Genomic DNA, 12,734 nt, shown 5'->3' with positions numbered 1-12,734 from the left:
CTCGTCCAAGCCCCCGACCAGCTGACATCCGCGGCACCCCAGGGGGTGGGGAATTCCCCCGACAAACCCCCTGGGGAATTACGCCGTCGTCGACAAGCATTACGGCAGCTGGTCCTGCGCCTCGCGCGGGAGAACCCCGGGTGGGGGTACCGCCGGATCCACGACGAACTGCTCAACCTGGGACACAAGATCGGCGCATCGACCGTCTGGGAGATCCTGAAGAACGCCGGGATCGACCCAGCGCCCCAGCGAACGGACCATTCCTGGCCCTGCCCTTGCCGAAAATATCATCCGCCCTGGTGGGAGGCGGTGCGCGCGGTGTACCTGAGGTCGACCGGCGAAGTCGCCCGAACGGGCGTCTCGCGAGGTTGGCGTTCACCGCGGCAAGATGATCGACCGTGCTGCTGCGACTGGCCTACCTGGGCGTGACGAATGCGTTCGCCATGCTGCACGGCGAACTGCTCGTCCTGGGCGTGAAGGTGGCCGCTTCCACCGTCTGGGAGATCTTGCAAGAGGCCGGCATCGGTCCAGCACCCGAGCGGGCCTCCAGCACCTGGACGAACTTCCTGCGCTCCCAGGCCGACGCCCTGCTGGCCTGCGACTTCTTCGAAACGGTCACCCTATCCGGGGCACGAATGCACGTCTTCGCTGTCATCGAGCACGCAAGCCGACGGATCCGGATCCTCGGTGCCACCACCCACCCGACCTCTGCGTGGGAGGCACAGGCCGCGAAGAACCTCGCCATGGATCTTGAGGACGTAGGCTGCAGAGCGCGTTACATGATCGCGGACAGGGACGGGAAGTTCCCCGGCCTGCTCGATGCCATTCTGGCGGATGCGGGGATCGAGCTCGTGCTCAGCGGTGTTCAGATGCCGAGGATGAACTCGCTCATGGAACGGTGGGTGCAGACCTGCCGACGGGAACTCCTGGACCGCACCCTGATCTGGAACCACCGACACTTGCTCCACGTCCTGCGCGAGTTCGAGCAGTTCTACAACGCACACCGGCCGCACCAGGGCATCGGGAACGCCAGACCGCTGCACGCCTTACCGACGCCGATCGACGATCCTGAGCAGATCAGCCGTCTCGACATACGACGACACGATCGACTCGGCGGGATCCTCCACGAGTACCAACATGCCGCATGACCTGCACGGATGACATTCTCGGCAAGGGCAATCTCCGTCGGCACCGCCCACGCCTACCGGGTCGGCGACGGCCGGGCCGACTTCTCCCACAAGCACCGCCGACACGGAGTAAACGTGCAGATGGTGACCGACCCGGTCGGCGGCTGCTGTGGATCTTGCCGACTAGGCCCGGCCACGCGCACGATCTCGCTACGGCCCGCGCCACCGGATCATCCGGATCTGCGAACGCCAGGGCGTTCCCATCCTCGCCGACCGCGCCTACATGGGAGCTGGCCCGTGGGTGACGACACCCCTCAGACGCCCGCCGGGCCGTGACCTCACCCCGACCCAGCAAACCGTCGACCAAGCGCTGTCCACAGCACGGGCACCGGTCGAGCGCGGCGTCGCGCGGCTGAAGTCGTGGCGGATCTTCCGCAGGTCCCGGTGCAGTCCGAATCGAATTTCGTCAATCTCCGCGGCCGTGCTCACTCTGGAGCGGCAATGCTGAAAGAGCTCATTGACTCAGCCGCCGCTCTTGCGCCGGAACGACCGCTGGCTCGCAGCCGGGCCGTTCGCCCTACGGACCTTCGACGCCTCGACGTTCGCAGCGAGGTCAGCGGCGTCCGCCTGCACACTGCGCTTGCGCGCCAGGGCCTCCCGGAACTTGCGTTTCAGGTCGTAGTGGCCGTCGCTGTCGGGCACCAGAGCGGACGTCTCGGGGTCAGTCGGCTCCGAACCTTCTTCGGATACAGACTCTGCGGTCATGGCGACCTCCTGGGTTCGGGCAGTGGGAAGCACAGCTTGTCATGCCGAGCACACCACGAGGGCGTTCATCTCGTAGGTGTATGCACCGGAGGGTTTCGGGCCGGGCTGGAGGTTCTCCGTTCCGGGGCGGAAGTTTTCGACTATCAGGGCGACGGCTCTCAGCCGCCGCGACGCACCAGGGCCGCCTTGCGGGCTTCGGCGAGCTTGCGGGCCTCGCCAGCCTTTCGGGACTTGCCGCCGGCGCCGCGGGAGGTGTCCTTGCTGGTGCCCAGGCCGCGGAAGGGAGCGTTGGTGTTCTTGGGCCGGGGCGCGGCCGGCCCGCCATCGAGCGGGGTGCCGGAGGGGGCCTTGGCCCCGGTGATCCGGCTCAGCTCCGCCTCGCCCGAGCGTACCTTGGTGATGGTCGGCTCGATGCCGGCCTCTGCCATCAGTCGGCTCATCTCGCGGCGCTGGCCCGCCAGCACCAACGTGACGACGCTGCCGGACTCACCGGCCCGGGCGGTACGGCCCGCGCGGTGCACGTAGTCCTTGGGGTCGGTGGGCGGGTCGACGTTGACCACGAGATCGAGGTCGTCGACGTGCAGGCCACGGGCCGCGACATTGGTCGCCACCAGGACGGTGATCCGGCCGTTCTTGAACTGCGCCAGGGCCCGTGTGCGCTGCGGCTGGGACTTGCCGCTGTGCAGGGCCGCGGCGTGCACTCCGCTGGCTCGCAGATGCCGGGTGAGCTGGTCAACCGCGTGCTTGGTGTCCAGGAACAGCAGTACGCGGCCGTCGCGGGCGGCGATCTCCGTGGTGACGGCGTACCGGTCGGGGCCGTGGACGACCAGAACATGGTGGTCCATCGTCGTGACTGCGCCCGCGGACGTGTCGACCGAGTGGACGACGGGATCGTGGAGGTAGCGGCGGACCAGGTGGTCGACGTCGCGGCCCAGAGTGGCCGAGAACAGCAACCGCTGACCGTCGGGGTATACCTGGTCGAGCACCTCGGTCACCTGCGGCAGGAAGCCCATGTCGCACATCTGGTCGGCCTCGTCGAGGACAGTGATCCCTACCCGTCCCAGGCGGCAGGCCCTGCGCTCGATGAGGTCGTGCAGACGGCCGGGGGTGGCGACGACCACCTCGGCTCCATCGCGCAGCGCAGCGGCCTGCCGGCCGATCGACATGCCGCCGACGACCGTGGCCATCCGCAGCCGCAGTGCCTCCGCGTACGGCGCAAGCGCCTCGGTGACCTGTTGGGCCAGCTCCCGGGTAGGCACCAGGATCAGAGCCAGGGGCTGCTTCGGTTCCGCGCGCCGCCCAGCCATCCGTGCGAGCAGCGGTAGGCCGAAAGCGAGCGTCTTGCCCGATCCGGTGCGCCCGCGCCCCAGGACATCGCGTCCCGCGAGGGCGTTGGGCAGCGTTGCTGCTTGGATCGGGAAGGGCTCGCGCACACCGAGTTCGCTGAGCGTTCGCAGCACCTCGGCTGGTAGCTCCAGGCTGGCGAAGGAAGCGACCGGAGGCACCGTTGGCGCAGTGGCCATGAGCGGGGCGGGATCGCTGCGCGAGGTGCCGGGGAGGTCAGGGTGATTCATGGAGAGCCTTCCGCATGCGAACGTACCGAGGAAGGCCCGGTAGGAATGAGCAGTCGACGAACAAAAGGAACCGGACAGGCAGGATCGCCAACTGTCACGAGCACACAAAAATACAAGGCTAACACGAAGTGACAGCCCCGCGTCCCGAGATCGCGTCCCGAGATCGCGTCCCGGCAGTCCCGGCCTCAGTCAGCCGTCTGCCCGCTGCTTCCCCCGCTTCGCCCACGCCGAAGCCTCTGGATGCACGGCTGCAGCGTGACGTGCACGAACGAGGCATTCAGCAAGGGCGCCACAGCCCTTAGCCGTGCCGGTGGCGAAGAACGGCCAACTGCCACCCGGGAGTTGTGCGGTGGTGCGGGCGCGCCCGCTCCACCGATGACGCACCCGTGACGCCGCGAAGGCACGGCTGCGACGGCACAGGTGCGACCCTGCGGCCACCATGCCTGTGCACATAAAGGTCCGCACGCCGCGCCCGACGACACCGGAGGTGTCCCCGGTGCGCGATCCACGCATGCGGAGCGGGGCGGAAGTATCGGACCCTGCGTGGGCCGACCGCGCGTACGTCGAGCTCGGCCATGGAACCCGGCCCTGTGCCGCTCGAAAAGTCATCGCTGCTGATCAGGCGGCATAGCGGTACTCGTTGATGAGACCGCCGAGGATCCGGGTACGCAGGACCTTGTGAGTGTTGAGGTCCTGCGCCACGGCAGGTTGTGCAGAGGCGTCGGGTGGTAACTGATGGCGCGCTTGGTGGGGCCGGTGTTCGTTGTAGTGCCGCTCGTAGGCCGCGACGACGTTGCGGGCGTGGGACGTTCATGATGAGGACGTGGTCGAGGGCTTCGCGTCGGATGCTGCCGATAATGCGTTCGCAGTGCGCGTTCATACGGGGAGCCCCGTGGCGCACTGTTGAGAATCTCCATCTCTTCGGCCCGAAAGACTGCGTCGAACGCCTCGCCGTACTTGCCATCGCGGTCGCGCAGCAAGAAGCGCAGGAACTCGATGTGTACGCCCACGGGCCCACTCAACCACCGTACGGCAATAAAGACACCCTTCAAGTGGGTAATCGAGCAGTGGTGACTCCCTGGCTCATGCGACGCGGGGCGACGGCTCGGACAGGGCGGCGCCAGGATGGAACGTGGCGGGGTTAGCCCCGCAAAAGCGACCTGACCAGGTCATTTACCGCCGACCCGCACTCCTGGCCGCCAGATTGTCGCGGCAGAGGCACAGGACGGGATCGCGGCTCACCCGGCGGGGCACACCGCACTGCGCCATCAGCCCCCTCATTCACGTGTCCTGACCTGCGAGTATTCGCGAGCGAGATTGGACGGCCCGCCTGTCACTGATACGAGTAGGATCCGCAATCCTTGAAGGCACTGTGCCCGGAAGGTTGTGCCCGCCCGCGACCGCGGCGAAAATCGCCGCCGCTCTGGACCGGCTCCCTTAGGTGGTCCCGCCGTGGTCCGCGCCGGCGCCGTGCCGTGCGCCGCCCCGGTTCGTTGGGCAGTGCGTGACGATGCCCGCACTTGCCGAGGCGCTGCGCCGCGACGCGGCTGTGCTGCTGAAGGCGTACCAGGCCGGAACGTGGGTCCCCGCGCCGGAGGAACGCCAGTTCGCCGAGGACCTGGCGCAAGGCGCGTGGGACTCGCTGTCCTTCCGTACGGCGCTGCGGGAGGTGCCAGCCGCGTACGGTCCGGCCGCCTGCTCGACGTCTTCGCCCGGCCTCCGAGGCCTTCGATCAGGCGCACGCGGATGTCGGCGAGGACACGGTGCCGCAGCCGCGCGCGCTCATCGACGCGCTCACTGCTCACCCCTGAACCGGTCCCGGCTGCACGAGAAGCACCACCACCGGCTGCGCCCCAGCCGAGATCCTGGCCGGGACGCTCCCCCAAGGTTGCTCTACGGCTCTGGCTTCGAATCATGCCGCGGAGGCCGGTGCGAGCGGCTGGGAGGGGGAATGGTCCGGGACCATCACTCCGTCTGAAGGACGCGGCCCCGAACCCGCCGTACGATCATCAACGTGACAGTCGCTCGTCGTGCGCTCGGGCCCGGTCCCCAGGCACCGATCCCGGAACCCGCTACGACCTCCCCGCACCGGAAGGGTGCTGCTGAGGCCGACCTGGATGCCGAACTGCCAGCAATCCGGCTGCCGGACCTGGGCGACCTCCGCAACCGCGGCGTATTGGGGAGGGTTGAACAGTGAGCACCTCTCGCCGTCCTCTGGGCACCGGTCCCCGGCCCGACGAGCCGGAGCCGTCGGCAATCGACCGCCCCGAGCGCGCCCGCATGGCTGCGGAGCGGGCCACCGCGGAGCCGCCCGCTCCGTCCGACGAGGAACAGCTCCCGGCACAGCTGCCGGGGCGCCGTCGGCTGGGCACCGGACCAGAGCCGGACCAGTCCGCTCCGGGTGGAACGCAATGACGACGACGTGCAGGGGCCGGGCCCGGCGCGGCGGCCACGAGGCCGCAGGAGAGATGGTTCATGCCCACATGGAAGTCCACGGCAGCGCTCGGGGAGGGCGTCGGGAGAAAAGACCACGCGATCGGTCGGAAACAGCGCGTGGTCCTGGAAGAGCTGGGATGCGAGAACACGGTGGTGCCTGCCGCTGTGCACCGCCGTTGGGGCTGGTCGCCGATGAGTCCGCTCTGGACCATCCAAGTGAGGCCCACACGCCGCGCCAACGTGCGGGCCACGCCGGTGCGGACGGTGCCCGATCGGTCTCGCTCCAGGTGGTGCGTCAGGGCTTCGCGCACCAACCCCGTTCGTGTGCGTGCCCCGCGGGTGCAATGCGGTCGTAGCGTCGGCTCGGCAACCTCTACGCGGACGTCGTCTCTCCGGAGAGCTGGCCCGGGACAGCGGCCAGGGCCGTCCCCTCGGGCGGCCCGGGGATCGGATCGCCGGGCGCAGGCGGGCGGGGTGTGAAGGTGCTGCCCCGGCCCTGTGTCAGGACTCCCGTGAGTTCCTCCTGCTCCGCGCATCTTCTGCTGGCCTGCGGCGCTGGTGAGCGGGGGTTCACTCGATCGCGTGGAGAGTTCGACGTTCCGTCGCGATCCCCGATACTCTGCCGCTATCCATGATGCATGGTCGTGACCTGTGAGCTGAGGCGTCGATGACGCTCGCGGTCGTCCGGTCGATCGGTGCACCGCGGCGGCTGGAGACAGCGCGGGAGTACGAGGACTTCGAGCAGGAGTTGGTCGACCAGTTCCTGCTGGCCGGGCTCGGTGCCGGACTCTCGGACAGCTCGATCGAGGACGGCCGTCGGGCGGTCTCTGCTGCCGGCCACGGCCGCGCCCGCCAAGCCGCTGGTGGACCATCACACGATCCTCTACCCGGGCCAGGCCATGCCGACCACGGAGGACGGCCCGCAGTACACCCGACGCGACTACGAGGTGTCCGACGAGACCGCCCGCCGCCTCGAGACGGAGTCGGCGCCGCACAACACCGACCGGAACTACCGCAACCAGCGGAAGCTGTTCCAGGAGTGGTGCGAGGGCATGGGTCGAGTGGCGCGGCCGTGCACCACGGCGACGTACGTGGAGTACTGCGCGCACCTGATCGCGCGGGAGATGCGGCCGAACACGATCAGCACCTACCTGTCGGCTGTCCGGACGTGGATGCCCGACGACAAGAAGCCCGGCACCAGCCTGGCCCGGGCGATGCTGCGCGAGTACCGGAAGCGCTGGAGCAAGCGCAACCGCGTGAGGAAGGCACCGGCGATCACGGCCGCCATGGCCCGGGCGATGGCCGACACCTGCGACCTGCGCCCCCGATCGGGCTGCGGGACCGCTTCGTGATCCTCGTCGGCCGCAAGGCCCTCAACCGGCGCAGCGAGCTGGCGCACCCGACGGTGGAGGACCTGCTCGTCGAGGACGGCGGCGTTGCCGAGTGGGTCGCCTACTCCAAGACCGACCAGGACGCCCAGGGCGAGGAGACCTGGGTGCCGGCCGACGCCGACGACCCGCGGTACGACCCGGTGGAGGCCACCCGGGACTGGTTGAACTGCCTGCACCGGTTCGGTATCGACGAGGGGCCGGTGCTGCGCGCCCTCACGGTGGCGGGCACGTTGCAGTCGCGGGCCAGCGCGACCGTGTCCGGCGACTTCGTCACCGGTGACGCGGTCAACGACTGGATCCGCGGCCGCGCGTACGCTGCCGACCTGCCGAACTGGCAGGACATCACCGCGCACGGGCTGCGACGCGGCGGCGCCCAGGAGATCGCGGACGCTGGCGGCGACCCGACCAAGCAGGGCCGGTGGAAAGAGGGCTCGTCCACGGTGAAGGAGGAGTACCTGGACCGCGCGCAGAGCAGGGCCGAGAACCCCTGGCACAAGGTGGCGGACAAGCAACGCTCCGCGGCGCAGCGGTGAGGCCCCCGAGTCTCGGCCCGGCTGCCCCTGCGGCAGAGCGCTTCCACGGCACGATGACGTTCCGGGAAGGCGGCCCGGCAGTCGAGGGCATCGGGACCGCGAGGTGGCGCTATGCCGTCGGGCGTGACCAGGGGGGCCAGGAAGGCGGCGATCAGCTCGACGGGCACCTCACCGGTGAAGGTCGCTGTCCAGTTGCGCGGTTTGGCCGGCACCGCCATCAGCTCCCTCCCGGGGGGTGACCGTGTTCATGGCTGGCGCGCGGGGACCGTCGGTGCAGGTGCGCCGGATCGGCGGTGCCTGGCAGGACGGAGAGCCGGGGCTGCTGATCCTGCCGGGCGAGGTCGTGGAGTACGACGGCGACATGATGTGGATCGTGGCCCGCCCGGCAGCGTCGGCCCGGCCCGCTCCGTATGTGCGACATCCCGAGAGTTCTCCTGAGCCGCGCTGAGAGCCGAGGCCCGTGGCCAGGTGGCGTGTAGCTCTGCGCACGTTTGAGGCTGTGATCGTCTCCAGCGGAAACGCCCCGCATACCGGGCCGGTCCGTGAAGCTAAGGCCATGCCTGACGATCAGCAGCCCGACTACTTCGACGCCCTGGCCCGACGGATCGGCCAGCAGATAGCCTCCGGCCCCGCCTTCGACGAATTCCGGAGACACCTGGCCAGCAGTCTCACCTCTTCGCGAGCCCGCTGGCAGGAGTACGTCGCCCAGGTCCTCACCTCGACCCTGAACGCCCGCAGGGACCGCGGCCAGGACCCAACTACCGCCTTCACCGCCGAGTTGCAGCGCCATATCCAGGACTTCGACGCGTACTTCACCGTTGGCACTTCATGGACAGAGGTGCTCCAGGCGCTGCCCGAGACCGAGCTCGTCGCCTACGACGTCCACCGGCTCGCCTCGCAGGCCGTACAGCAGACCACCAGCCGCCTGGACACGGAGGAAGCCACCGCCGACGGAATCCCGGACGAACTCCTTACCGCTATCGCGGACTGAGCACAAGGACGACCACCGCAAGGACGAGAAAAAGCTGGTGTGGGTCGTGAAGATCGAGTGCGACCACAGCCTCAAGGAGGTCCGGATCGACTCCGACACCGGCTGCGTGCTGAGCACGAACCCGGTGGCGGATGATGACCACGGCGACCACGGCAAGCACGAGGACAACAACTCCCACGGCCGTTCGTAACGCCCCCCACACCCAACCCCTGTGCTCACGCGCGCCCCTGGCACCGGCCAGGCGCGTGCGACGAGCACGGGGGAAGGGTCCGGGCCCCGGCCGGCGGTGAACGAAACCCGTCGGACAACTTCGGGCAATAACGAACATTAAGGTCTGGACAGCCCATTTGGCTGCTATAACTTCCTCCCTGGGTGGGCGCTACGGGGGAGGGCAACCCCATGGCCGGTACGCACGGCATCCATGTCCACGGCGATGTCGAGGGCAGCCAGGTCGTCGTCGGCGACCATAACGTCGTCATCAACGCCGCGCTGGGCTCGTCCGTCAGCGTACGGAGCGAGGGCCCGCCGCCCACGCGGCGGCGCACCCGTCCCGCGGGCCGCGCACTGCCCGACCGCGCGCCCCAGCTACTGGGGCGTGATCGTGAGCTGGCCGCACTGGAGCGGTGGCTGGGGCAGGGCTACCCAGTGCAGGTCTACGGCCCACCCGGGACCGGGAAGTCCGTACTACTGCGCCGTTACGCCGCGGACGCCGCGACGAGCGGCCGAGACGTGGTGTATCTCCCGGCGGCGGGTGTGCCGGCCGAGGACCTCGTCCAGGAGCTCTTCCACGCCTGCTACGAGGCGGAGGACTACAAGCCGGAGCCGGCCAGGGTGCGCCGCCTGATGGGCTCGGTGCGGGCGCTGCTCGTCATCGACGACTTCCAGGGCTCGACCGCCGAGCTGGCCGAGCTGATGGACGCCGCGCCCGGATGCGATGTGCTGCTGGCCACCGCCGAGCGCCACACCTGGGACGAGGGGCGGGCGCTTCGCCTTGAGGGCCTCCAGGAGGAGCCCGCGCTCGCGCTGTTCGGGGAAGAGTTACGGCGGCCACTGCGCGACGAGGAGTACGAGGCGGCCAGACGGCTGGTCACGGCGGTCCGGGGCCATCCGCTGACGCTGGTGCAGGCGGCGGCGGACACGACCTTCGAGGTGGACGAGGACGCGCGGGTGACGGGGCTCGCGAACGGGCTCAGCGACGCCGCGTCCGTACTCCTGCGTCTGCTGGACGCGCTGTCCCCGCTGCCGCTGTCCGCGAAGCTGCTGCCGATCCTGGCGGGCGGCGTGGACAAGGCCGCGATCACGGAGCTGACCTCGCTGGCCCTCATCGGCTCCTCCGGCACGGGCTACCGCACCACCGGCCGCGTCGCCCACCTGGTCGCCGAGCGCACCGGCCCGGCCCGGGACGCGGCGAAGCTGGCGCCCGCCCTGACAGCCTGGGCGGCCGCGACAACGGCCACCCGTCATGACATCGCCACCGAGGCCCCCGTCGTCTGCCACGTCCTCGCGGCTGCGGCACGCGCCCGCGACCATGCGGCCGTCTGCGCCCTGGCCCGTACGACGGCCCCCGCCCTGGCCCGCTCCCTGCGCTGGGGCGCCTGGCACCAGGTCCTCGACCTGGGCGCGGCCGCGGCCCGCGCACTGGGCTCGGCCGCGGACGAGGCGTACTTCCGCCAGGAGGAGGAGGTGCGCAAGCGGGCGCTGGGCGTGGTGGCTCTGGCGACGGCCGGCGGGGCGCTGGCCGCCGGGGGAGTGATCGGCCATATAGCGGGCACCGCGGGCCACGGCGGCGCGGCGGCCGGGAAGACGGGGTTCGCCGCTGCCGCCTCCAATCCGGCGGCGATCACCGCGGCGGTAGCCGCCTTGGTGGTCGGCGGGGTCTTCGCCGGGCTCGCCACCGCGGGCGACGGTCAGCCGCGGGCGAGGCCGACCCCCAGCGGGCAGGTCACCTCCCTGGCCGCGACCGGCACCCGGCCCCCGGACCCGATCTCCACCGCGCCCCGGACCCCCACCCGGCCCCCGTCGCCGAGCCGTACGTCCCCCGGCCCCCCGACCAAGGCCACGGCACCCCCGTCGCCCACCCGGATCACCTCATCGCCGCCCACGGACCCCGGCCAGGGCCCCGTCAGCTGTCCGCTCGCAGGGGGCACTCTCACCTTGGGCGCGCCCGCAGGCGGCGAAGCCACAGACGACTACGCATGGCAGGCCTTCAAGGAGTGCGACGACGAGCGGACCCTGACCGTCGACAAGACTGATCCCGACCACGCCGCCTTCGGTGTGACTCCCACCTCCTGCCCCAAGACGGCCCATCCCGGTCAGTACATCCCGGCCTCGGGCCCTTGTGTGTACACCGTCCGCTTCCATCCCCCTCAGTCGGCTGAGCCGGGTACCCAGTACCAAGCACACGTCATCATGCGCGACGACTGGGGCAGGCTGTCCATGAAGGTGAGCGTGTACGGCACGGTGTCCGCCGCTTCCACGGCGGGCCCATCGAGCACAGCGCCAACTCCTTAGTAAACCCCGGCAAGAGCGCTACGATCGGCGCCCATCACAGGATCACATCGGGGTAGGTGCCGTGCGGTTGAGCGTCCGAGTCACGACCGCCGAGGGCTGCCCCGGCGTACACGACCTCTACCGCTGGCTGACCGAGGACCCCGACGTGGCGGGTGCAGCCGAGGTGGCACTGGTGAACGAGGACGACGGCGCGGAGGCCCTGGGAAGCCTGGAGGTCATCTCCATCGTCGTCTCGAACCTCACGCGAGACCGCGAAGGAACTCCTCGAGGACGCCGGCGGCGCCGTTCTCGTCGCAGGCCCGGTCGTCACCGGAGCCGCCTACGTCTGGAACAAGATCCAGCCCAACCCGAACCCTGAGGGTGAAGATTGTGGGTGCCGGAAAGTATGTCCACGCTAGTCAGGCTGCATGTCGGTACTCGTGGAGGGTTCCGCGGAGTGGGTCGCGTCGGCGTACGTCCCGTTGGACGATCCGGTCCGGATCGTTGATCGGCGTGGGCCGTGATCCCAGAGGTGAGCCCTGGCCGAGAGCGCGGTGCGGGCGATGGGTGTTGTAATGAATCTCGAACTCGCGTAGCACGTTGATGAGATGGCGCTGGTTCCAGATCAGCGTCCGGTCGAGGAGTTCGCGTCGGCAGGTCGCTACCCAGCGTTCCATCACCGCGTTCATCCGCGGCATCATTACGCCGGTGAGCACGGTCTGGATCCCGGCGTCGGCGAGGATAGCGTCGAACACCTGCGGGTACTTCCCTGTGCCGCTCGAAAAGTCATCGCCATAGCTGAGCAGGGTGTGGACGGCCCGCTGGGATCATGCCCCACGTGTTCCTTTCCTTGCTGTACAAGGTGACCCGGAAGCTGCTGACGGTTCCAGCAGTGCTCCTCCGTCGCGAGACGGCGAAGGACGCGGAACTTCTGGTGCTGCGGCACGAGAACGCGGTCCTGCACCGCCAGTTGACCGGGCCGGCGCGCTATGAGCCCGCCGACCGGTTCTGGTTCGCAGCCCTGTCCGGGCTGATACCCCGACGCCACTGGGCCTTGACCCTTGATCCTGGACACACGAGACACTGGATCCTGAGGATCTGAGAACGGACATCTCGTGGTCATGAAGAACTATCCGCCGCAGTTCAAGGCGGACGCGGTCGCGCTGTACCAGTCGCGGCCCGAGGCGACGATCCGACAGGTCGCCGCCGATCTGGGGATCAATCCCGAGACTCTGCGGAACTGGGTCCGGGCAGCCGGCGCGAGCCGGCCTCGGGGACGCCGGGCGGAGGTGCCGACCGAGCCACCGACGCCGTTGGAGGAGGAGAACGCAGCCCTGCGCAAGAAGGTCCGTGAGCTGGAGGAGGAACGCGAGATCCTGCGCAAGGCGGCGAAGTATTTCGCCGGAGAGACGCGCTGGTGAACCGCT

At 69.5% G+C, this 12,734-nt stretch carries 13 protein-coding genes and 4 pseudogenes; 13 read left to right on the top strand and 4 right to left on the bottom strand.

Annotated features, from left to right (window positions below):
• Positions 1-45: 45 nt before the first annotated feature.
• From ACFXB5_RS48465 to ACFXB5_RS48455, 3 genes and pseudogenes are all read left to right on the top strand, one after another.
• Positions 46-429 (top strand): IS3 family transposase, encoded by a 384-nt coding sequence (locus ACFXB5_RS48465; protein ID WP_385221122.1) that lies wholly within the window; start codon positions 46-48, stop codon positions 427-429.
• A pseudogene (locus tag ACFXB5_RS48460) lies at positions 399-1,148 on the top strand (integrase core domain-containing protein); the annotation flags it as partial. The gene ACFXB5_RS48465 and the pseudogene ACFXB5_RS48460, both read left to right, overlap by 31 nt.
• Positions 1,149-1,193: 45 nt before the next feature.
• Positions 1,194-1,635 (top strand): annotated as a pseudogene (locus tag ACFXB5_RS48455) (transposase family protein); the annotation flags it as partial.
• Between the two features lie 14 nt (positions 1,636-1,649).
• Here the strand turns inward: ACFXB5_RS48455 and ACFXB5_RS48450 are convergent.
• Entirely contained in the window at positions 1,650-1,892 is a 243-nt protein-coding gene (locus ACFXB5_RS48450) for a DUF5302 domain-containing protein (protein WP_078644677.1), read from the bottom strand.
• Between the two features lie 158 nt (positions 1,893-2,050).
• Positions 2,051-3,466 (bottom strand): DEAD/DEAH box helicase, encoded by a 1,416-nt coding sequence (locus ACFXB5_RS48445; protein WP_385221119.1) that lies wholly within the window; start codon positions 3,464-3,466, stop codon positions 2,051-2,053.
• Positions 3,467-5,659: 2,193 nt separating this feature from the next.
• Here ACFXB5_RS48445 and ACFXB5_RS48440 point away from each other — a divergent pair.
• From ACFXB5_RS48440 to ACFXB5_RS48430, 3 genes are all read left to right on the top strand, one after another.
• Positions 5,660-5,881: a hypothetical protein gene (locus ACFXB5_RS48440; protein ID WP_385221116.1), complete on the top strand. Its 222-nt coding sequence runs from the start codon at positions 5,660-5,662 to the stop codon at positions 5,879-5,881.
• 884 nt (positions 5,882-6,765) lie between these two features.
• The gene (locus ACFXB5_RS48435; RefSeq protein WP_385221113.1) at positions 6,766-7,254 is read left to right on the top strand and encodes a hypothetical protein; all 489 of its coding nucleotides are present in this window, start codon (positions 6,766-6,768) and stop codon (positions 7,252-7,254) included.
• A complete protein-coding gene (locus tag ACFXB5_RS48430) occupies positions 7,251-7,826 on the top strand; it encodes a hypothetical protein (RefSeq protein ID WP_385221125.1) in 576 nt (191 codons plus the stop codon). Before ACFXB5_RS48435 ends, ACFXB5_RS48430 begins: the two co-directional genes overlap by 4 nt.
• A 125-nt stretch (positions 7,827-7,951) precedes the next feature.
• Here ACFXB5_RS48430 and ACFXB5_RS48425 read toward each other — a convergent pair.
• Positions 7,952-8,044: pseudogene (locus tag ACFXB5_RS48425) on the bottom strand (DUF317 domain-containing protein); the annotation flags it as partial.
• Positions 8,045-8,073: 29 nt separating this feature from the next.
• Between ACFXB5_RS48425 and ACFXB5_RS48420 the strand changes: the two are divergent.
• The 5 genes from ACFXB5_RS48420 to ACFXB5_RS48400 all read left to right on the top strand — a co-directional run bounded on the left by ACFXB5_RS48420 (position 8,074) and on the right by ACFXB5_RS48400 (position 11,686).
• The gene (locus ACFXB5_RS48420) at positions 8,074-8,274 is read left to right on the top strand and encodes a hypothetical protein (protein ID WP_385221110.1); all 201 of its coding nucleotides are present in this window, start codon (positions 8,074-8,076) and stop codon (positions 8,272-8,274) included.
• A gap of 108 nt (positions 8,275-8,382) precedes the next feature.
• Positions 8,383-8,817, top strand: a complete 435-nt coding sequence (locus ACFXB5_RS48415) for a hypothetical protein (RefSeq protein ID WP_385221107.1) — start codon at positions 8,383-8,385, stop codon at positions 8,815-8,817.
• 46 nt (positions 8,818-8,863) lie between these two features.
• Positions 8,864-9,007 carry a hypothetical protein gene (locus ACFXB5_RS48410; RefSeq protein ID WP_385221104.1) on the top strand — a complete coding sequence of 48 codons (144 nt, stop codon included), beginning with the start codon at positions 8,864-8,866 and terminating at the stop codon, positions 9,005-9,007.
• Between the two features lie 209 nt (positions 9,008-9,216).
• Positions 9,217-11,328 (top strand): hypothetical protein, encoded by a 2,112-nt coding sequence (locus tag ACFXB5_RS48405; RefSeq protein ID WP_385221101.1) that lies wholly within the window; start codon positions 9,217-9,219, stop codon positions 11,326-11,328.
• A gap of 67 nt (positions 11,329-11,395) precedes the next feature.
• Positions 11,396-11,686: a hypothetical protein gene (locus ACFXB5_RS48400; RefSeq protein ID WP_385221098.1), complete on the top strand. Its 291-nt coding sequence runs from the start codon at positions 11,396-11,398 to the stop codon at positions 11,684-11,686.
• A gap of 40 nt (positions 11,687-11,726) precedes the next feature.
• Here ACFXB5_RS48400 and ACFXB5_RS48395 read toward each other — a convergent pair whose 3' ends face one another.
• On the bottom strand, positions 11,727-12,062 hold the full coding sequence (locus tag ACFXB5_RS48395; RefSeq protein ID WP_385221095.1) for an integrase core domain-containing protein: 336 nt from the start codon (positions 12,060-12,062) through the stop codon (positions 11,727-11,729).
• An 83-nt stretch (positions 12,063-12,145) separates the two neighbouring features.
• On the opposite strand from ACFXB5_RS48395, the gene ACFXB5_RS48390 reads away from it, so the two are divergent.
• On the top strand, positions 12,146-12,409 hold the full coding sequence (locus tag ACFXB5_RS48390) for an integrase (protein ID WP_385221092.1): 264 nt from the start codon (positions 12,146-12,148) through the stop codon (positions 12,407-12,409).
• Positions 12,410-12,422: 13 nt separating this feature from the next.
• A pseudogene (locus tag ACFXB5_RS48385) lies at positions 12,423-12,713 on the top strand (transposase); the annotation flags it as partial.
• Between the last annotated feature and the right edge of the window lie 21 nt (positions 12,714-12,734).

It is taken from the genome of Streptomyces sp. NPDC059455 (assembly GCF_042750115.1).
GTDB classification, from domain to species: domain Bacteria; phylum Actinomycetota; class Actinomycetes; order Streptomycetales; family Streptomycetaceae; genus Streptomyces; species Streptomyces endocoffeicus.
The sequence above is the reverse complement of the archived record's forward strand: the minus strand, read 5'-3'. Positions and strand labels throughout refer to the sequence as shown.